Annotated in this window: 20 protein-coding genes; 14 read left to right on the plus strand and 6 right to left on the minus strand. The window is 58.2% G+C overall.

Annotated elements, in window-relative coordinates; all coding sequences use genetic code 11:
* Window positions 1-8: 8 nt before the first annotated feature.
* Both dprA and AO726_RS06500 read right to left on the minus strand, forming a co-directional pair.
* On the minus strand, window positions 9-1,124 hold the full coding sequence (gene dprA, locus AO726_RS06495) for a DNA-processing protein DprA (RefSeq protein ID WP_058067264.1): 1,116 nt from the start codon (window positions 1,122-1,124) through the stop codon (window positions 9-11).
* An 87-nt stretch (window positions 1,125-1,211) separates the two neighbouring features.
* Window positions 1,212-2,237: a LysM peptidoglycan-binding domain-containing protein gene (locus AO726_RS06500; RefSeq protein WP_058067265.1), complete on the minus strand. Its 1,026-nt coding sequence runs from the start codon at window positions 2,235-2,237 to the stop codon at window positions 1,212-1,214.
* A 150-nt stretch (window positions 2,238-2,387) separates the two neighbouring features.
* On the opposite strand from AO726_RS06500, the gene def reads away from it, so the two are divergent.
* The 5 genes from def to AO726_RS06525 are packed head-to-tail and all read left to right on the plus strand — an operon-like array spanning window position 2,388 to window position 6,933.
* Window positions 2,388-2,894, plus strand: a complete 507-nt coding sequence (gene def, locus AO726_RS06505; protein WP_058067266.1) for a peptide deformylase — start codon at window positions 2,388-2,390, stop codon at window positions 2,892-2,894.
* A gap of 56 nt (window positions 2,895-2,950) precedes the next feature.
* Window positions 2,951-3,895, plus strand: coding sequence for a methionyl-tRNA formyltransferase (fmt, locus tag AO726_RS06510; RefSeq protein ID WP_058067267.1), 945 nt, complete (start codon window positions 2,951-2,953; stop codon window positions 3,893-3,895).
* Window positions 3,892-5,205 (plus strand): 16S rRNA (cytosine(967)-C(5))-methyltransferase RsmB, encoded by a 1,314-nt coding sequence (gene rsmB / locus AO726_RS06515; protein ID WP_058067268.1) that lies wholly within the window; start codon window positions 3,892-3,894, stop codon window positions 5,203-5,205. Before fmt ends, rsmB begins: the two co-directional genes overlap by 4 nt.
* A 12-nt stretch (window positions 5,206-5,217) precedes the next feature.
* On the plus strand, window positions 5,218-6,591 hold the full coding sequence (trkA, locus tag AO726_RS06520) for a Trk system potassium transporter TrkA (RefSeq protein WP_058067269.1): 1,374 nt from the start codon (window positions 5,218-5,220) through the stop codon (window positions 6,589-6,591).
* A 24-nt stretch (window positions 6,592-6,615) separates the two neighbouring features.
* A complete protein-coding gene (locus tag AO726_RS06525) occupies window positions 6,616-6,933 on the plus strand; it encodes a tetratricopeptide repeat protein (RefSeq protein ID WP_058067270.1) in 318 nt (105 codons plus the stop codon).
* Window positions 6,934-6,939: 6 nt separating this feature from the next.
* Here AO726_RS06525 and AO726_RS06530 read toward each other — a convergent pair whose 3' ends face one another.
* From AO726_RS06530 to AO726_RS06540, 3 genes are all read right to left on the minus strand, one after another.
* The gene (locus AO726_RS06530) at window positions 6,940-7,200 is read right to left on the minus strand and encodes a PilZ domain-containing protein (protein WP_058067271.1); all 261 of its coding nucleotides are present in this window, start codon (window positions 7,198-7,200) and stop codon (window positions 6,940-6,942) included.
* A gap of 79 nt (window positions 7,201-7,279) precedes the next feature.
* On the minus strand, window positions 7,280-8,167 hold the full coding sequence (locus AO726_RS06535; protein ID WP_058067272.1) for a lysophospholipid acyltransferase: 888 nt from the start codon (window positions 8,165-8,167) through the stop codon (window positions 7,280-7,282).
* A gap of 57 nt (window positions 8,168-8,224) precedes the next feature.
* Entirely contained in the window at window positions 8,225-8,779 is a 555-nt protein-coding gene (locus AO726_RS06540; protein ID WP_058067273.1) for a DNA-3-methyladenine glycosylase I, read from the minus strand.
* A gap of 66 nt (window positions 8,780-8,845) precedes the next feature.
* On the opposite strand from AO726_RS06540, the gene glyQ reads away from it, so the two are divergent.
* The 4 genes from glyQ (at window position 8,846) to AO726_RS06560 (ending at window position 13,276) form a co-directional block, all read left to right on the plus strand.
* A complete protein-coding gene (glyQ, locus tag AO726_RS06545; protein WP_058067962.1) occupies window positions 8,846-9,793 on the plus strand; it encodes a glycine--tRNA ligase subunit alpha in 948 nt (315 codons plus the stop codon).
* The gene (gene glyS / locus AO726_RS06550; RefSeq protein WP_058067274.1) at window positions 9,790-11,844 is read left to right on the plus strand and encodes a glycine--tRNA ligase subunit beta; all 2,055 of its coding nucleotides are present in this window, start codon (window positions 9,790-9,792) and stop codon (window positions 11,842-11,844) included. The genes glyQ and glyS overlap by 4 nt, the downstream gene beginning before the upstream one ends.
* A gap of 91 nt (window positions 11,845-11,935) precedes the next feature.
* Entirely contained in the window at window positions 11,936-12,469 is a 534-nt protein-coding gene (gene gmhB, locus AO726_RS06555; protein WP_058067275.1) for a D-glycero-beta-D-manno-heptose 1,7-bisphosphate 7-phosphatase, read from the plus strand.
* 36 nt (window positions 12,470-12,505) lie between these two features.
* Window positions 12,506-13,276: a lysophospholipid acyltransferase family protein gene (locus AO726_RS06560; RefSeq protein WP_058067276.1), complete on the plus strand. Its 771-nt coding sequence runs from the start codon at window positions 12,506-12,508 to the stop codon at window positions 13,274-13,276.
* 121 nt (window positions 13,277-13,397) lie between these two features.
* Here AO726_RS06560 and AO726_RS06565 read toward each other — a convergent pair whose 3' ends face one another.
* A complete protein-coding gene (locus tag AO726_RS06565) occupies window positions 13,398-14,075 on the minus strand; it encodes an FCD domain-containing protein (RefSeq protein ID WP_058067277.1) in 678 nt (225 codons plus the stop codon).
* A gap of 125 nt (window positions 14,076-14,200) precedes the next feature.
* Between AO726_RS06565 and AO726_RS06570 the strand changes: the two genes are divergently transcribed.
* The 5 genes from AO726_RS06570 (at window position 14,201) to phoA (ending at window position 19,573) form a co-directional block, all read left to right on the plus strand.
* A complete protein-coding gene (locus AO726_RS06570) occupies window positions 14,201-15,082 on the plus strand; it encodes a PhnD/SsuA/transferrin family substrate-binding protein (RefSeq protein WP_058067278.1) in 882 nt (293 codons plus the stop codon).
* Between the two features lies 1 nt (window position 15,083).
* Complete coding sequence (locus tag AO726_RS06575) at window positions 15,084-15,872, plus strand: phosphonate ABC transporter ATP-binding protein (protein WP_058067279.1); 789 nt, start codon at window positions 15,084-15,086, stop codon at window positions 15,870-15,872.
* Complete coding sequence (gene phnE / locus AO726_RS06580; RefSeq protein ID WP_058067280.1) at window positions 15,853-16,659, plus strand: phosphonate ABC transporter, permease protein PhnE; 807 nt, start codon at window positions 15,853-15,855, stop codon at window positions 16,657-16,659. The genes AO726_RS06575 and phnE overlap by 20 nt, the downstream gene beginning before the upstream one ends.
* 26 nt (window positions 16,660-16,685) lie before the next feature.
* The gene (phnA, locus tag AO726_RS06585; protein WP_058067281.1) at window positions 16,686-17,942 is read left to right on the plus strand and encodes a phosphonoacetate hydrolase; all 1,257 of its coding nucleotides are present in this window, start codon (window positions 16,686-16,688) and stop codon (window positions 17,940-17,942) included.
* A gap of 188 nt (window positions 17,943-18,130) precedes the next feature.
* Window positions 18,131-19,573, plus strand: coding sequence for an alkaline phosphatase (phoA, locus tag AO726_RS06590; RefSeq protein ID WP_058067282.1), 1,443 nt, complete (start codon window positions 18,131-18,133; stop codon window positions 19,571-19,573).
* Window positions 19,574-19,704 lie beyond the last annotated feature (131 nt).

Here is a 19,704-nt window from a genome sequence, read left to right on the forward strand (position 1 = left end):
GGTCAGCCTCAGAGGTTTCCCCGCAGCATCCACAAGCCCGCCTCACAGATCACACGCCCCTCCAACTCCAGCTCAGTCAATTGCACCAGTACTTCACTGAAATTGCTCTCCAATGTGAACGCCAATGCTTCACTGCTGTGGGGCGCTACGCGTAACAAGCTGAGGATAGGGTGTTCTGCAGGATCATTCAGCGGTAAGTCTGCTTGCGGATGAACAGTGGGTATTGCGCTGTGCCAACCACGCAGAGCCTGCATGATGTCTTCTATCGACTCTACCAGCGTCGCCCCTTCTCGAATCAGCTGATGGCAGCCTTTAGCGCCGGGGTGATGGATCGAACCCGGTATCGCGTACACCTCGCGCCCTTGCTCAGCCGCCAGACGCGCAGTGATCAACGAACCGCTGGCAGGGCTGGCTTCAACTACCAACACGCCCAATGACAGGCCACTGATGATTCGATTGCGACGGGGAAAGTTGCTCGCATGGGGCGCACAGTCCAAGGGCAATTCGGAGACCAAGGCACCACCGCTGCAGACAATCTCCTCGGCCAGCCGCTTGTGCCGCGCCGGGTAGATGCGCTGCAAACCGGTACCGAGCACTGCAACGGTCTTGCCGACTGCATCAAGCGCGCCCTGATGCGCAGCGCCGTCCACACCAAGCGCCAAGCCACTGGTGATGACAAAGCCGCCAGCTGCCAAGCTGCGAGCAAAGCTGTGCGCCGTATCCAGCCCCGGTTTGGATGCATTGCGGCTGCCGACCATGGCTAACTGCGGCATCTCCAAAATACCGGGATCACCCGCGACAAACAGTAGCGGCGGGGCGTCACTCAGTTCACCTAGCAACGCTGGATAGGCCGGATCATCGCGCACCAACAGATGATGCCGTTCCTGCTCCAACCACAGCAGCGCAGCGGCTGCCTGCTCACGTACCTGCGGACTGCGCCGCGCATCGCAACTCACTTGGGGCATGCCCAGCGCACGCCAGGCACTGGCTGGCGCACTCAGCGCGGCAGACGCACTATCGAATGCGGTAAATAACTTGCGAATCCGTTTGGGGCCCATTTCCGGCAGGCTGTGCAAACGTAAACGGGCTTCAAGTTCAGCGGGGGAAAGACAGGCGGCCTGCATATGATCATCCTTGACCTACGCCGTTAAACGGCAAAACATGCGGGCAATAAAAAGCCCCGCATTTACGGGGCTTTTCAGCTTAAAGCATTATGGATTGGTGACTTTATCCATAATCGCCAATTGGCGAGTGGCTCGCAAAACCAGCCCATAACTGAGCTTGTCGTAAGCGCGGAAGACCATCAGCAGCCCGGAGTTCTCATCCGGAATCTTCACCGCCTCACCCGTTACGCGATCGCGTACGGTCTCACCGGTTTTCATAATGGCCAGCACGTTACCTTCCTTCAGACCGTCACGCAGCCCCTTGTTGATGGTCACCACATCAAACTGGCCAACCTGAGTCACGCCACGCGGCACGTCCAGAATCAGGCCGTTGATCTCGCCTTGCGGCTCGCTCGGCATAAAGGTGGAATTAATCGGGCGCTCTTCGGTTGGGAACAGGCGGTCAGCCAGACGCACTTCCTGAGTTGAACGGGTCAGCTGCAGGGTGCCGACGTCGCCTTCAGTCGCAACAATTTCACCGGAACCGATGTCGTCCGCGTTGATCCCCAAAAACTCTTTGGTTTCAGGATCGATATAGGTTTTGCCCTGACGGAAGATGCCGTATATCGGAGCATTGGCATCAAACTGACCACGCGCATAAACGCGGTCACCGGCACCGCTGACCACGCGCTCGGCATTACCGGCAACAATGTACGGTGCACGCTCGAACTGCTCAGGGGTATCTACAATGCGGTTTACCAGCAGGAAGCTGTTGATGGCCTCAAGTGGAATAGTCGGAATCGCTTCAGCCATCGGCGTGCTGCGAACCTGAGGGGAAAGCTTGATGGTGCCACGGGAAGCACCGCGGTTAAGCATGAGGCGCGGCTGGCCATCGATGTAAACCAGACTAAGCTCATCACCAGGGTAGATCAGGTGAGGGTTTTTAACCTGAGGATTGGCGTGCCAGATTTCTGGCCACTTCCAGGGTTTGGTGAGAAATTTCCCCGAAATATCCCAGAGAGTGTCGCCCTTAACCACTGTATAACGGTCCGGGTGGCCGTCTTTGAGTTGCACTTCGGCCTGAACCAAGCCACTTGCGGCAAGTAGCAGCAAGGCCAGTAGTGATTTCCTCATGCGGTGAATCCCTTTATTATGTGTCTTCACGTTGATCGCCCTAGCGCCGCGATAATCAGTCGTGCTGCGGCGTGAAGCCGTTTTTTTGGTTGCTGCGTCCCATCTTAGCAGCGGATTTTGTCTATATTCCACAAGTGCATCACAAACGCCATGGCGATTCTTAATATCCTCGAATTTCCCGACCCTCGCTTGCGCACCATTGCCAAGCCTGTGGAGGTGGTCGATGACGCCTTGCGTCAACTGATCGATGACATGTTTGAAACCATGTACGCCGCTCCAGGCATTGGTCTGGCCGCGACACAGGTTAATGTACACAAACGTCTTGTGGTTATGGACCTCTCCGAAGACAAAAGCGAGCCTCGGGTGTTTATTAACCCTGAGTTCGAGCCGCTGACTGATGAGATGGACCAGTACCAAGAAGGCTGCCTGTCCGTACCGGGCTTCTACGAAAACGTCGACCGCCCGCAAAAAGTCAAAATCAAAGCCCTTGACCGCGATGGCCAGCCGTTCGAGCTGATCGCTGAAGGCCTGCTCGCCGTGTGCATCCAGCACGAGTGCGACCACCTCAACGGCAAGCTCTTTGTTGATTACCTGTCCAATCTGAAACGTGACCGGATCAAGAAGAAGCTGGAAAAACAACATCGCCTGAACGGCTGATGCCACACCCAAAGGCTTGCTGCGGCAAGCCTTTTTTCTATGCAAGAGACCCGAACATGACCGAGCCACTGCGCATTGTCTTTGCCGGCACTCCCGAGTTTGCCGCCGAGCACCTCAAGGCCTTGCTCGACACGCCACACCAGATCATTGCTGTTTACAGCCAGCCAGACCGCCCGGCCGGACGCGGTCAGAAGCTTACGCCCAGCCCGGTCAAACAGCTGGCCGTACAACACGACATTCCCGTGTACCAGCCGCTGACCCTGCGCGATCCTGACGCACAAGCGGAACTGGCAGCACTCAAACCGGATTTGATGGTGGTGGTCGCTTACGGCCTGATCCTGCCGCAGGTGGTGCTCGATACCCCGCGCTTGGGCTGCATCAACAGCCACGCTTCGCTGCTGCCACGCTGGCGCGGTGCCGCGCCCATCCAGCGCGCGGTGCAGGCCGGTGATGCCGAGTCCGGCGTGACCGTCATGCAGATGGAAGCCGGTCTCGACACCGGCCCGATGCTGCTCAAAGTCAGCACGCCGATCAGCGCAGAAGACACCGGCGGCACGCTGCATGATCGTCTCGCGACACTCGGCCCGAAGGCCGTGATCGAAGCCATCAGCGGCCTCGCCGACGGCAGCCTGAAAGGCGAAGTGCAGGACGACAGCCTCGCCACCTACGCACACAAACTGAACAAAGACGAAGCCCGTATCGACTGGACGCGTCCGGCCGTTGAGTTGGAACGTTTGGTCCGTGCCTTCCACCCCTGGCCGATCTGCCACAGCACCCTGCAAGGCGAAGCGCTGAAAATTCACGCGGCCGAAGTAGGTGAGGGCAAAGGCGTTCCCGGCACTATCCTCAGCGCGGACAAACAAGGCCTGACCGTGGCCTGTGGCGAAGGCGCACTGCGTCTGACTCGTCTGCAGCTGCCCGGCGGTAAGGCGCTGAATTTCTCTGATCTGTTTAACAGCCGCCGCGAGCAATTCGCACCGGGGCTGGTGCTGGGCGCATGAATCCGCGTCTAGCCGCTGCCCGCGCTCTGGCTACCGTACTCAACGGCAAGGCCTCGTTGGGCACCAGCCTGCCGCCGTTGCTGGACAAGGTAGAAGTCCGTGATCGCGGCCTGACTCAGGATCTGGCCTTTGGCACCGCCCGTTGGGAGCCGCGCCTGAGCCTGATCGCCGGCAAGCTGCTGCAAAAGCCCTTCAAGGCCGCCGACCGTGACGTCGAAGCACTGTTGCTGGTGGGTCTGTATCAACTGTTCTACACCCGCATCCCTGCCCACGCGGCAATTGGCGAAACCGTCGCCTGCATCGACAAGCTGAAGAAGACCTCGCTCAAGGGCCTGCTCAATGCAGTGCTGCGCAATGCCCAACGCGACGGTGAGCAGATCATTGCCGAACTGGAACGCGACCCGGTGCTGCACACCGCTCACCCGCGCTGGCTGCAAAAAGCCCTGAAAGCGCAGTGGCCGGAGCATTGGCAAGCCATCTGCGCCGCCAACAATGCTCACCCGCCGCTGATACTGCGGGTTAACCGCCTGCGTAACAGTCGTGATGAATACCTGGCCGAGCTGCATCAAACCGGTATCGAAGCCGAACCTTGCCAGTACAGCGCAGACGGCATCCGCCTGCTGCAGGCCTGCGATGTGACCACATTGCCGGGTTTCGCCGAAGGCCGCGTCAGCGTGCAGGACGAAGCCGCGCAACTGGCAGCAGGACTGTTGCAGTTAGCGCCCAACCAACGTGTACTGGACGCCTGCTGCGCCCCCGGCGGCAAGACCTGCCATATCCTCGAAAGCGAACCGAAACTCAAAGGTGTGGTCGCACTGGATCTGGAAGAGAAGCGCTTGCAGCGCGTCAGTGAAAACCTGCAACGCCTGAACCTCAGCGCCGAACTGATTGCCGCCGATGGCCGCGATATTGCGATGTGGTGGGATGGCGTGCCGTTCCAGCGGATTCTGCTGGATGCACCCTGTTCCGCTACCGGCGTAATCCGCCGTCACCCGGACATCAAACTGACCCGCCAGGCAGAAGATATTCCGGCGCTGGCACAGTTGCAGGGCGAGCTGCTCGACCAGATCTGGCAAACGCTCGAAGTCGGCGGCATTCTTGTGTATGCCACTTGCTCGGTGATGCCAGCGGAAAACAGCGACAACATTGCCGCGTTTTTGGCCCGGACGCCCGGCGCACGTGAGCTGGATATTGGCGGCCAGTTCGGCATAAAGGTGCCCCATGGACGACAATTATTCCCTCAGGTAGACGGCCATGATGGCTTCTACTATGCCAAGCTGATGAAAATCGCGGCCACGCCACGCGGCTAAGGAACAGACTGCATGAAGATCATCATTCTCGGTGCTGGCCAGGTTGGCGGCACCTTGGCGGAACACCTGGCCAGCGAGGCCAACGACATCACCGTGGTCGATACCGACGGTGATCGTCTGCGCGACCTGGGTGATCGCCTGGATATCCGAACGGTGCAGGGCAAGGGCTCGTTTCCCACCGTTCTGCGTCAGGCTGGGGCTGATGATGCCGACATGCTGGTGGCCGTCACCAACAGCGATGAAGTGAATATGATCGCCTGTCAGGTGGCCTACACCCTATTCCGCACCCCGACCAAAATCGCCCGCGTGCGTGAGTCAGCCTACCTGACCCGCAGCGGCCTGTTTGATAACGAAGCGATCCCGGTAGACGTGCTGATCAGCCCGGAGCAGGTGGTCACCAACTACATCAAGCGTCTGATCGAATACCCCGGTGCGCTGCAGGTGCTCGACTTCGCTGAAGGTAAAGCGCAACTGGTGGCGGTGCGCGCCTATTATGGCGGCCCACTGGTGGGCCAGCAGCTAAAACAGATCCGCGAACACATGCCCAACGTCGACACCCGCGTGGCGGCCATCTTCCGCCGTAACCGGGCGATCATGCCCAAGGGCGACACCATCATCGAAGCGGACGACGAAGTCTTCTTCATTGCTGCCAAGGCTCACATCCGCGCAGTGATGAGCGAAATGCGCCGCCTTGAAGACAGCTACAAAACCGTGGTGATTGCCGGTGGCGGGCAGATCGGCGAGCGTCTGGCTGAGGCCATCGAAAGCCGTTATCAGGTGAAGATCATCGAGATGAATCCGGCCCGCTGCCGCTACCTCTCGGAAACCCTCGACAGCACCATCGTGCTTCAGGGCAGTGCTTCTGATCGCGACCTGCTGGTAGAAGAGAACATCAGCGACGCCGATATCTTCCTCGCGCTGACCAACGACGACGAAGCCAACATCATGTCTTCCCTGCTGGCCAAGCGCCTGGGCGCGGGCAAGGTGATGACCCTGATTAACAATCCGGCTTATGTTGATTTGGTCCAAGGCGGCCAGATCGACATCGCTATCAGCCCACAGCTGGCCACCATCGGCACCCTGCTGACCCACGTACGCCGGGGCGATATCGAAAGCGTGCACTCGCTGCGTCGCGGTGCCGCTGAAGCCATCGAGGTGATCGCCCACGGTGACGCCAAATCAAGCAAGGTTGTCGGCCGCGCCATCGAACGCATCGACCTTCCACCGGGTACCACCATTGGTGCCATCATCCGCAATGATGAAGTGCTGATCGCCCACGACGATTCGGTGATCGAATCCGGCGACCACGTGATTTTGTTCCTTGTGGATAAAAAGTACATCCGCGACGCCGAACGCCTGTTCCAGGTCGGCCTGAGCTTCTTCTGATCTGGTTATTCCGAGGAGACAGGCATGAGCCGCGAAGCACTGGAAAAAATGCTGGCCAAAGGCATGGACAACTCTCTGCTGCGTTTTGGTCTGGGCAAAGCCTGCATGGATGAAGGCAACTTGGAGCTGGCGGCTGAGCACCTGCAGCGCTGTGTCGGCTTTGACGGTAAGTACTCAGCAGCGTGGAAGTTGTTGGGCCAGGCCCTGAACAAACTGGAGCGTTACGACGAGGCACGCAGTGCTTGGGAAAGCGGGCTGGCGGCAGCCAGGGAAAAGGGCGACAAGCAGTCAGAGAAAGAAATGACGGTGTTTCTCAAGCGCCTGGACAAACAGGCCCGCTGATTCGCGTCAGACGTAACGCAGGCCGACACCCAACGGCTCGGTACGCACCACTTCAAGTGTCAGGATAGGCGCTTCCATCGGCAGCCCCTGTACCTGACCACGGACATGTTCGCCAATCTTGAGCAGATCCTGAGCCTGATCCATCAAGACATAAACGCCGCATTCGGAAATATCCCGGGTAGTGACCATCAGCTCGCCATGAACGGGATGATCAATCTTTAACCGCATTTTTATTGGAGTTCGCGGGTGCTGGCGGGAGTTTGTCATGACTAACCCGGTGCAGTTGAGTTACACCAGACTAGTCGAGGCAGTGCCTGGCCGGCAAGACAGCAATTGCTAATTGCTATCAGTACCACTTAGCTTCGCCCTCTGGACGCTTCTTAAAGCGCTTCATGCTCCACATGTACTGGCTCGGGTACTCACGCACATAGCGCTCCACCACTTTGCTCATACCGGCCACAGATACTTCAGCATCTGTGCTGTACATCTCTTCCGGAGCGGCTTCGAGGATGACCTTGAAGCCAGAACCATCCGGCAGACGCAGGGCGTGTAGGAATACACCGCGGGCTTTACCACCGCTAAGCATGCCGGCAACAAACTTACTGGTCAGTGCCTGAGTGCCAAGGAAAGGAACAAATACTCCGGAAGAACGGCTCGGTTCCGGATCAGCCGGGATACCGACAGCACCGCCTTTACGCACCTCTTTGATCACACTGAGGATGCCTTCCTTGGTGGAGGGCGCAACACGGTTACCCATCTGTACACGTTGCTCGCGCAGCAGATCATCCACCGCTTTGAGTTTCGGCGGACGGTAGAAAATGATCGGTTTGCACTGTGAGCAGTAGAAGTGGTTGAGCACTTCCCAGTTACCCAAGTGGCTGGTGATACCAACAACGCCTTTGCCGCTGGCCAATGCTTCGTGCAGGACGTCCAGACCTTCGACCTCTTTGACCAGATCAATGGACTTCTGCGCCGGCCAGATCCAAGCGCAGGCGCTTTCGGTCAACGTCCGGCCAATATCTTTCAGCGCTCTGCCCAGCAGTTGCTGGTGCTCGGCCTCAGTCAATTCCGGGAAGCATTTGCGCAGGTTGATGCTGGCCACGTCGCGCGAGCGATTCGGCACCTTCCACATCAGCCAGCCAATCGCCGAGCCCACTGCCTGCACAGCGCGCCACGGCAACAATGCGAACAAACGCAGGAAGCCTACAACCAAGGCACCTTTGAGCTTATCCACAGATCACTCCTGCACATTCAAAAGGGCAGCATTGTAACCCTGCCGGTCAAAAACTGCTCAGCTGCACGCCAGAAGTGGATAGCGATCACAATCTGTTGTGTGGTCCATCACCATCCCTGTGGCCTGCATAAAGGCGTAGCAGATGGTAGGGCCAACGAAGGTGAAGCCGGCTTTTTTCAGCGCCTTACTCATAGCCTCAGCTTCAGGCGTCACAGCAGGCACGTGGGCCGGAAGGCTGAAATGGTTGATCTTGGGCTCGCTGCCGACGAATGACCATAAAAAGCCCGCCGGGTCGTGCAAACGCAGCCACGCCTGAGCGTTCTGACGGACGGCTTTGAGCTTGAGGCGATTGCGGATAATGCCGGGGTCCTGCATCAGGGTTTCGATATATTCATCACTCAGCGCTGCCAGGCGTTGTATATCGAAGCCAAACAGCACCTCGCGGTAGCGCTCACGTTTCTTCAGAACGGTGATCCAGGACAAACCCGCCTGAAAGCCCTCCAGCAACAGCATCTCGAATAATGCCTGTGGGTCACGCTGAGGCACGCCCCATTCCGTATCGTGATAAGCGATGTAAAGCGGATCTTCGTTACACCAGAAACAGCGCGGCATGCGGCTTTCCTTGTCCTTCGGTATACTGGCGGACTTTCTCAAGCCGCCAATGTACGGGTGAAATTTGTGAGCCAGACTACGCCTGCCGTGCGCACCTTCCAAGACTTGATCCTCGCCCTGCAAAATTACTGGGCTGAGCAGGGTTGCGTCGTGTTGCAACCTTACGACATGGAAGTAGGCGCGGGCACCTTCCACACCGCTACGTTTCTGCGCGCCATCGGCCCGGAAACCTGGAACGCCGCCTACGTGCAGCCATCGCGCCGTCCTGCTGACGGCCGCTACGGTGAAAACCCGAACCGCCTGCAGCACTACTATCAGTTCCAGGTGGTCCTGAAGCCGAACCCGGAAAACTTCCAGGAGTTGTACCTCGGCTCGCTGAAAGCCATTGGTATCGACCCGCTGGTCCACGACATCCGCTTCGTAGAAGACAACTGGGAATCGCCAACTCTTGGTGCCTGGGGTCTGGGTTGGGAAATCTGGCTCAACGGCATGGAAGTGACTCAGTTCACCTACTTCCAGCAAGTCGGCGGCATTGAGTGCTACCCGGTGACCGGCGAAATCACCTACGGACTTGAGCGTCTGGCCATGTACCTGCAGGGCGTTGATTCGGTCTACGACCTGATCTGGACCGACGGCCCGTTCGGCAAAGTGACTTACGGCGACGTGTTCCACCAGAACGAAGTGGAGCAGTCCACCTACAACTTCGAGCACGCTAACGTCGACAAACTGTTCGAGCTATTCGACTTCTACGAGTCCGAAGCCAACCGCCTGATCGAGCTGGAACTGCCGCTGCCGACTTACGAGATGGTGCTCAAGGCATCCCACACCTTCAACCTGCTGGACGCCCGTCGCGCCATTTCCGTGACTGCCCGTCAGCAGTACATCCTGCGTGTCCGTGCGCTGGCCCGTGCAGTGGCGCAAAGCTACCTGCAGGCACGCCGCAAGCTGGGCTTCCCACTGGCGGCCCCGGACCTGCGTGATGAAGTATTGGCCAAGCTGGAGGCAGCAGAATGAGTGCGCAAGATTTTCTGGTAGAGCTGGGCACCGAAGAGCTGCCACCCAAAGCCCTGAAATCCCTCGGTGAAGCCTTCCTCGGCGGCATCGAAAAAGGCCTGAAAACAGCAGGTCTGAACTACACCAAAGCCCGTGTTTATGCCGCACCTCGCCGTCTGGCCGTGCTGGTTGAACAACTGGCCACGCAACAGCCTGACCGCACCCTCAGCCTTGATGGCCCGCCCGTACAGGCAGCCTTCGACAAGGACGGTAACCCGACTCAGGCCGCTCTGGGCTTCGCTAAGAAGTGCGGTGTTGAGCTGAGCGAAGTCGACCAGAGCGGACCGAAGCTGAAGTTCAGCCAGACCATCAAAGGTCAGCCTGCTGCTAGTCTGCTGCCGCAGATTGTTGAAGACTCTCTGAACGACCTGCCGATTCCGAAGCGCATGCGTTGGGGTGCGCGCAAGACTGAATTCGTGCGTCCGAGCCAGTGGCTGGTGATGCTGTTCGGCAACGACGTGATCGATTGCGAGATTTTGGCGCAAAAGGCCGGCCGCACCTCCCGCGGTCACCGCTTCCACGCCAACCACGAAGTGAATATCACTGCACCGGCCAACTACGCCGAAGACCTGCGCAGCGCTTACGTGATTGCCGACTTCGCCGAGCGTCGCAAGCAGATCATCGCCCGCGTTGAGCAGCTGGCTGCCGAGCAGAACGGCAAGGCCATCGTGCCACCGGCGCTGCTGGACGAAGTCACCGCGCTGGTTGAGTGGCCGGTGCCGCTGGTGTGCACCTTCGAAGAGCGCTTCCTGGAAGTGCCGCAAGAAGCCCTGATCAGCACCATGCAGGACAACCAGAAGTACTTTTGCCTGCTGGACGCCAACAACAAGCTGCTGCCGCGCTTTATCACCGTGGCCAACATTGAAAGCAAAGACCCGAGCCAGATCGTTGAAGGTAACGAGAAGGTCGTGCGTCCGCGCCTGACCGACGCCGAGTTCTTCTTCAATCAAGACAAGAAGCAGAAGCTGGAAAGCTTCAACCAGCGTCTGGCCAATGTGGTGTTCCAGGCTCAGCTGGGCACGGTGTTTGAGAAGGCTCAACGTATTTCCGCACTGGCAGGCTTTATTGCCGGCAACATCGGGGGTGACGCTAAGCGAGCAGCCCGCGCTGGCATCCTCAGCAAATGCGATCTGGCCAGTGAAATGGTCGGCGAATTCCCGGAAATGCAGGGCATTGCCGGTTACTACTACGCCAAGCACGACGGTGAGCCGGAAGACGTAGCCCTGGCCCTGAACGAGCAGTACATGCCACGCGGTGCCGGTGCTGAACTGCCGGAAACCCTGACCGGTGCTGCTGTAGCGCTGGCAGATAAGCTGGACACCCTGGTGGGTATCTTCGGTATCGGCATGCTGCCAACCGGCAGCAAAGACCCGTACGCACTGCGCCGTGCTGCGTTGGGTGTACTGCGTATCCTGATCGAGAAGAAGCTGGACCTGAACATCGTCGCCGCCATTGAGTTCGCCATCGAGCAGTACGGCGCGAAAGTGAAGTCAGCAGGTCTGGCTGCTCAGGTGCAGGACTTTATCTTCGACCGCCTGCGTGCGCGCTATGAAGATGAAGGCGTGGACGTGTCGGTTTATCAGGCTGTGCGTGCCGTCAGCCCGAACTCGCCGCTGGACTTCGATCAGCGTGTGCAGGCTGTTCAGGTATTCCGCGCCCTGCCGCAAGCCGAAGCACTGGCTGCCGCTAACAAGCGTGTATCCAACCTGCTGAGCAAAGCCGAAGGCAGCGTACCGAGTGCGGTTGAAGCTCATCACTTCGACAACCCCAATGAGTTCACCCTCAACGCCGCCATCCAGAAGGCCGAACAAGCGGTTAAACCGCTGGCTGCGAGCCGTGAGTACAGCCAGGCGCTGACTCAGCTGGCCAGCCTGCGCGAGCCGGTGGATGCGTTCTTTGAAGGGGTGATGGTCAACGCAGAAGACCCAACCGTGCGTGCCAACCGCTACGCACTGCTGGCCAAACTGCGCGGCCTGTTCCTCGGTGTGGCCGATATTTCGGTACTCAGCTGAGGCCTGAACATAAAGTGGGCTTAGCGCAAGCGAGGCCCACTGTTTCTTCTTCCCGGCAGACAGCTACTGTCTGCCGGTTTCGGATTGGCCCATGAAACTGCTGATTCTTGATCGCGACGGTGTCATCAACCATGACTCCGACGATTACATTAAAAGCCTCGATGAGTGGATTCCCATTGAGGGCTCCATCGAGGCTATTGCCCGTCTTTCCAAGGCTGGCTGGACAGTGGCTGTGGCCACCAACCAATCCGGCATCGCCCGCGGTTATTACCCGCTCAGCACGTTGGAAGCTATGCACCAGCGACTGCGCGATCTGGTCGCGGAGGAAGGCGGCGATGTGGGTCTGATCGTCTATTGCCCGCACGGCCCGGATGATGGCTGCAACTGCCGCAAACCAAAGCCCGGCATGCTCGAACAGATTGCCGCGCACTATGGTGTGCAGCTTGAAGGGGTGTGGTTTGTCGGTGACAGCAGCGGCGATATCAAAGCCGCACAGGCTGCCGCCTGTCAGCCGGTGCTGGTCAAAACGGGCAAAGGTGAACGCACTCTGGCCAAACCATTGCCAGCGGGTACGCTGATCTTCGATGATCTGGCATCAGCCGCCGATCACCTACTTCACCAATAAGAATTGCAGGCGCTGCCTGTGACGGTAAACGCTCCCATGTCGATAGTGCAGACCCTCAGAACGATTGTTTTCTACATTTTGCTGGCCTCCAGCTCACTTATCTGGTGCACCATCAGCGTGTTTATCGCGCCCTTGTTGCCGTTCCGCGCCCGCTATCGCTTCATCAACCAAGCATGGTGCCGCTGCGCTGTGTGGCTAACCAAGGTGTTTGTCGGTATTCGCTATGAAGTGAAAGGCCTGGAGAACATCCCGCAGCAGCCCTGTGTGATTCTCGCCAATCACCAAAGCACTTGGGAAACCTTCTACCTGTCTGCGCTGTTCGAGCCGCTGAGCCAGGTGATCAAACGCGAGCTGCTGTACGTGCCATTCTTTGGCTGGGCCATGGCTATGCTCAAACCCATTGCGATTGACCGCAGCAACCCCAAGGCGGCACTCAAGCAACTGGCGAAGCAGGGCGATGAATGCCTGAAGCAGGGCTGCTGGGTATTGGTCTTCCCGGAAGGCACACGCTTGCCGCCGGGCCAACTGGGTAAGTTCAGCCGTGGCGGTGCATCGCTGGCAGTGAATGCCAACCTGCCAGTGCTGCCAATCGCCCACAACGCCGGTGAGTTCTGGCCGAAGGAAGGCTGGAGCAAGAAGCCGGGCACAATCCAAGTGGTGATTGGCCCGCTGATGCACGCTGAAGGCACCGGCCCACGGGCGATTGCCGAGCTGAATGATCGCGCTTATGAGTGGGTCCGTCAGGCCCAGATCGAAATGGGTTCGCTCTCCCCAGACAGTGCTGCACAGCCTACCGAGGCAGCCTGAACCATCGTTTAACCCGGCAGTCCTTTGCCAAGGTGCTGCCGGGGCGCTCCTTCTCTGCCAGCCATCGCCACTGAACTGCAATAACTAGGCGCCCGGCCCACAACAGAGCCCTGCATGCGCGTCAAACAGCCTCGCTGATAGCCTGTTGCACACGACTCAAGCTGACGCTGGCGTGACCGCTGAGCAACGCTGCAGCCTGCTGCGCATCTCCGTTACTTATCGCCTGAACGATGCTGCGGTGTTCGTCCAGCGACACTTCCAGATTATGTGGCAGCTGGCGAAAGCTGTGGCTACGCACCAATTTGAGTTGTACTACCAGTCGCCGGTACGTCTCGTACAGTGCTTCATTTCCAGTGAGCTGTGCGAGCAGATCGTGAAAACGGAAGTTAAGTTCGGTGTAGCCGCTGATATCGTGTTGCTGCACCGCCGCGTCCATAGCTTCGATGATTGCGCCCAAGCGCTCCCGCCCACTGTCCGTCAGCGACAGCGTCACCAATTCAGCAATCAACGCCTCCAAAGGCACCCGAATCTGATAGATCTGCCGCGCCTGCTCCAGCGCCAACTCGCGCACCCGTACGCCGCAGTTCTTCTCGAACTGCACTAAGCCGCGCTCTTCGAGCATGCGGAATGCCTCACGCACAGGCCCTCGGGAAATACCCAGCTCATTGGCAATGCTGGCCTCACGCAGCGGCATACCGGGCTGCAAAATACCGTCGATGATGCGTTGCTCCAACTCATTCTGAACCACCGTGGTCAGCGATTGGGTGCGTAGCAGGTTGAGGGCGTCCTGGGAGCTCATGGGGTCATCCTTTGGGTGGGGGCGAAATCGTACAACGAAAAAATGATTTTGAAAATTGTCAACAATTTGCAATATCAGCTTCGTAGCATCCGTCCTGTCCCTCATCCCTGAACAGGTACTTTTACATGCTACGCAAGATGGTTACCGGTGCCACCCTGGCACTCTCGTTATTGGGCAGCGCTGTCAGTGCCCAGGCAGAAAGCATCAAACTGGCTGTTACCGATCTGGTAGGCCTTGAAGAACTGCAGCGCGAATTTGGCCCGTTCAAGGCTGAACTGGAGCGTACCAGCGGTCTCGAAATCGAGTTCCTGCCGGTGACCAACCGCACCGCTGCGCTTGAGGCCCTGCGCTTCAAGAAGGTTGATTTTGTGTTGGCCGGCCCAGCTGAATACGTGGTGATGCAAAAGCGCGCCAACGCCAAAATCGTCACCGGTCTGTACCGCCCTAACTATTTCTCGCTGATCGTGGTGAAGGCTGACAGCCCGATCTATTCCCCGCTGGAACTCAAAGGCAAAAACATTGGCTTCGGTTCTGTTGGTTCTACCTCCCGTCATCTGGGCCCGATTCAACTGCTGAGCGATGCAGGTCTTGAGCCGGCTAAAGACACCAAAGCTGTCCACACCAACCTGCGCCTGGCTTGGGAAGGCCTGAAAAAAGACGACCTGCAAGCCGTTGGCATGGGCCGCTCAGACCTCGAAGGTTTCCTTGCCCAAGAGCCTGAAGACCAGCGCAACGCTTACCGCGTTCTGGCCCGTGGCGGCGACCTGCCTAATGACCTGCTGATGGCCGGTGAGCATGTGCCTGAGGCGACCGTAGAAACCCTCAAACGCGCCATTGTGGATAACTCTGACAGCCTGATTGCCAGCATCAGCCAGGGCGGCGAGCACACCACACGTTATGTCGGCATGCGTTTCCTGACCAGCATCGCTGATAAGGATTACAACGTGGTGCGCTCGATGTATCGCACAGCGGGCTACCCCGAATATTCCGACTTTATTGGTGAGTGATATGGCGATCGCCATAGCAACCGCCACGCCAGAGCCTATGGCTCTGCGCGTGCGCGGCCTGAGCAAACGCTACGAAGGTGCCGTCAGCCCGGTATGGTCGGGGATATCCTTTGATGTACCACACGGCCAACGCCTGGCAATCATCGGCGGCAACGGCGCAGGTAAAAGCACACTCCTGCGCTGCTGCATGCGCTTGATTGAGCCCAATGCCGGTCAGGTATTACTCGACGGTCTGGAGCTGACCCAGCTGCGTGGCGCAGCGCTGGCGAAAGCCCGTGCCCGGGTCGGCTTTGTGTTCCAGAAACACAATCTGGTGGGACGTTTGTCGGTGCTGACCAATGTGCTGCACGGCGGTATGGCACGCGCCAGTTCGCCACGCATGTGGTTTCAGGGATTGGCCAGCGCTGAGGATCGTGATTACGCCATGCACTGCCTGGAGCAGGTCAACTTGGCCCACTTGTGCAAGCGCCGTGCAGATGAGCTCTCCGGCGGCCAGTCACAGCGGGTTGCGATTGCCCGAGCGCTGATGCAAAAGCCGCGGATGATCTTTGCCGATGAACCCGTCGCCAGCCTTGATCCACAGGCCGGTGAAGATGTCATGCAGGTGTTCTCAGATCTGGCTCAGCAGCAGGGCATGACGCTGGTGTTCGTCACGCACCACCTGGATCACGCTCTGAACTATGCCGACCGCGTCATCGGTCTGCAGCAGGGCAACCTGCAACTCGATTCAGCCGCCATCCGGCTTAACGCTCACCAGCTGCGGGGGATGTATGCCGAAGCCGCTGCGTGAGATGCCGGACCGCTTCGAGCGCCCGTCGTGGGTCTCGCTGGCGCTGTTCCTGGGCTTTATCACGCTCTTCAGCTGGTCAGTAGCCGCTGCTGGCATTTCGGTCTCCGAGCTGCTCAGCGGCTTGCCTAACATGGGCCAGATCGCCTCTGAGATGGTGCCACCGGCTACGGATCGCATCGCACCGATGCTGCAATCGGTGCTGGTGACGTTTCAGATGGCGCTGGTGGGTACGGTGATCGGCATTGTCATCAGTCTGCCGCTGGGCGTGCTGATGTCACGCAACCACACCCCACACAAAGCTGTGCGTTCTTGCGTGAGGAGTTTGGTCAGTTTTATCCGCACCATCCCTGATCTGGCCTGGGCTCTGTTTTTTGTGGCCTCTGTGGGCCTCGGCCCGTTTGCCGGAACCCTGACACTGATCATGGACACCATCGGCTTCTGCGCTCGTTTTTTTGCCGAAGCGATTGAGGAGTCTGATGAAGGCCCCTCCGAAGCGCTCAGTGCTATTGGTGCTTCACCAGTGTCGGTGATCGCTTGCGCCACGCTGCCGAACATCATGCCCAGCCTGATCAACACCAGCCTGTTCGCGCTGGAAAAGTCCGTTCGCGCCTCCGTGGTGCTGGGGCTAGTTGGGGCAGGGGGGATTGGTTCGGAGCTGGCGACCTCGATGGAAATGTTCCGCTTCGATCAGGCGGCCACCATCATTCTGATGATTTTTGTTCTGGTGCTGGGCGTTGAGAAAGTCTCTTCCCACATCCGCCAGGCCCTCATGAAAAAGCGTCCGTGACGCCCCCAAATAAGTAAGGAAGTGTTATGTCTGCACCTGTCACCATTAACGGCAAATCTTATCAATGGCCCCAGCGTCCAACCGTGGTGGTCTGCATTGATGGCGGTGATCCGGCTTACCTTAAGCAATACTTGAGCGAAGGCATCATCCCCAACATCCAGCGTTTTATTGAGCAAGGCTTCGCTACCGTAGCCAAAGGCTCAATGCCGTCGTTCACCTGCCCCAACAATATGTCGATCATCACCGGCACCCCCACGGCTGAACACGGCATCAGCGGTAACTACTACCTGGACACCAGCACCTGGCAGCCAGTGGTGATGACCGGCCCTGAGCTGCTGCGCGGCCAGACCATCCTCGCGGGATTCGCGGAGCAGGGCGCCAAGGTGGTGAGCATCACCGCTAAAGACAAACTGCGTAAACAGTTGGGCAAGGGCCTGGATGTCAGCCAAGGCCACGTATCGTTCTCATCCGAGTTTGCTGATGCCTGCACATTGGAAGAAAACGGCATTGAAAACGTACTGGAATACGTCGGCATGCCTAAGCCGTCGATGTACTCCATGGAGCTATCGCTGTTCGTTCTTCAGGCAGGTTTAAAGCTGCTGCGTGTGCGTCGCCCGGATCTGCTGTTCCTCTCCCTCACGGATTACGTCCAACATAAATGCGCGCCTGATGACGACCAGGCCCGTCAGTTCTACCGTCAGTTGGACTCACTGTTCGGCGAGTTGGCAGAGCAAGATATCGTGCTTGGCCTGATTGCAGACCACGGCATGAACGACAAATGCAATGCGGCAGGCGAGCCTAACGTGATTTGGCTGCAAGACGTGCTGGATGAGGCATTTGGCGTAGGCGAAACCATTGTCGTGTGCCCGATCACCGATGCGTTTGTCGGCCACCACGGTTCGCTCGGCAGCTTCGTGCGGGTGTGGAGCAAAGGGCGCATCAGCGATGAGCAAATCATCCAGCGCATTCAAGGCCTTGATGGGGTTGATCTGGCTGTGGATAAACCAACAGCCTGCCGCCTATTCGAGTTGCCCGCTGACCGTGAAGCCGATGTGGTCGTGGTGGCTCGCCACGACTATGTGATCGGCACCACAGCCGCCGCGCACAACCTTGAAGGGTTGAACGGCCAGCGCCTGCGCACCCACGGTGGCATCAGTGAAACGGACATCCCGTTCATCCTCAACCGCCCCCTCAATGCACACTATCAACATGTGGCCGCCACCCAGGTGATCAACAGCTACCAGATCTTCGAGTTCGCCCTCAATGGCATCCTAGCCGACTGATCATCCGTGCAATCCTCCGGTTAAGGACACTGGGGGATTGCCGATCCGGTTTTGCTTATTTTGCAACATCGTGCAGTTGTAACTTCAAGGTCATCTTGGCTGTTTAGGCTCACGACACGACGTTTGTCCTGGCTGCAATACAAACAGGGTAACGCCACACCTCTTTAATCTGTAAAAGGACTTCTCAGATGACTAAAGCTGCTCCAAAGGCGCTTTCTCTGGCAGTATGCGCCGCCACTATTTTCACCTCATCCCACACGTTCGCCACAGGTAACCACCACGAAGGCAACCTCTTCAACCGCCAGGCGCGGGGTGATATCAGCGAATATGCCGGTGCGCGCCGACTTGATGCCGGCCTGACCAAAGCCCTTAAAAAATCCCTCTCTGACCACAAAGCCAAAAACGTAATTCTGTTGATTGGTGATGGCATGGGTGATTCTGAAATCACTCTGGCCCGTAACTATGCAGAGGGTGCCGGCGGATACTTCAAAGGCATCGACGCCCTGCCGCTAACCGGCCAATACACACACTATGCACTGGATAAAGATACCGGCTTACCTAACTACGTTACGGACTCGGCAGCTTCGGCTACCGCTTGGGCCAGCGGCGTTAAAACTTACAACGGTGCCATTGGGGTAGATATTCATGAACGGCCGCATAAGAGCCTGCTGGTGCTGGCTAAAGAGCGCGGTCTGGCGACCGGCAACGTCTCCACTGCAGAGATTCAGGATGCTACACCGGCAGCGATGTATGCCCATGTAACCAATCGCAGCTGCTACAGCCCGTCGTCCACCACAGCCACTTGCCCGACCAATGCCCTTGAGAACGGAGGCCAGGGCTCCATCAGCGAACAACTGCTCAATGTACGCCCAGATGTAACCTTGGGAGGCGGCGCGAAGAGCTTTGATGAGTCAGCCAAAGCAGGGCAGTGGGCTGGCAAAACATTGCGCGAACAAGCTGCGGCCCGTGGCTTCGTACTGGTTAACGACGCCGCATCCCTTAGCCAGGTGCACAGCGCCAACCAGAAGCAGCCCCTGCTCGGACTTTTCAGCACAGGCAATATGCCGACTCGCTGGCTCGGCCCTAAAGCCAGCTACAACGGCAACTCGGCAGCTGCTGTGACATGCGAGATTAACAAGGACCGTCGTTCGTCCATCCCAACGCTGGCTCAGATGACCGACAAGGCCATCGAGCTACTTAAGAACAACCGCAATGGCTTCTTCCTACAGGTTGAAGGTGCCTCCATCGACAAGCAAGACCACGCCGCTAACCCGTGCGGTCAGATCGGTGAAACCGTCGATCTCGACGAAGCCGTGCAGGTAGCCCTGGCCTTCGCCAAAGCCGATGGCAACACACTGGTGATCGTGACCGCCGACCACGCCCACTCTAGTCAGATTATTCCGGTGAAAGCTCAGGTCCCTGGTCTCAGTCAGACCCTGATCACTAAGGACAACGCCCCGATTGCAGTTAGCTACGGCACCTCCAACGACTCCTCACAGGAGCACACAGGTAGCCAGCTGCGTATTGCCGCCTATGGGCCCAAAGCTGCCAACGTCACCGGTCTGACCGATCAGACAGACCTGCACTTCACCATCCTCAATGCTTTGGACCTTAAATCACCAGAGCAGTGATGGTCGTTGTGACGCTCAAACGAAACCCCAGCTTGCTGGGGTTTCGTTTATCTGCATATTCACGCGTATTCGGCCCCCAGCAATGAGCTGATCGGCTGTCTAAACCAGCAACCGCCACCCGCTACTCTGTC

This window comes from Pseudomonas sp. TTU2014-080ASC, from assembly GCF_001446935.1.
Lineage (GTDB): Bacteria > Pseudomonadota > Gammaproteobacteria > Pseudomonadales > Pseudomonadaceae > Aquipseudomonas.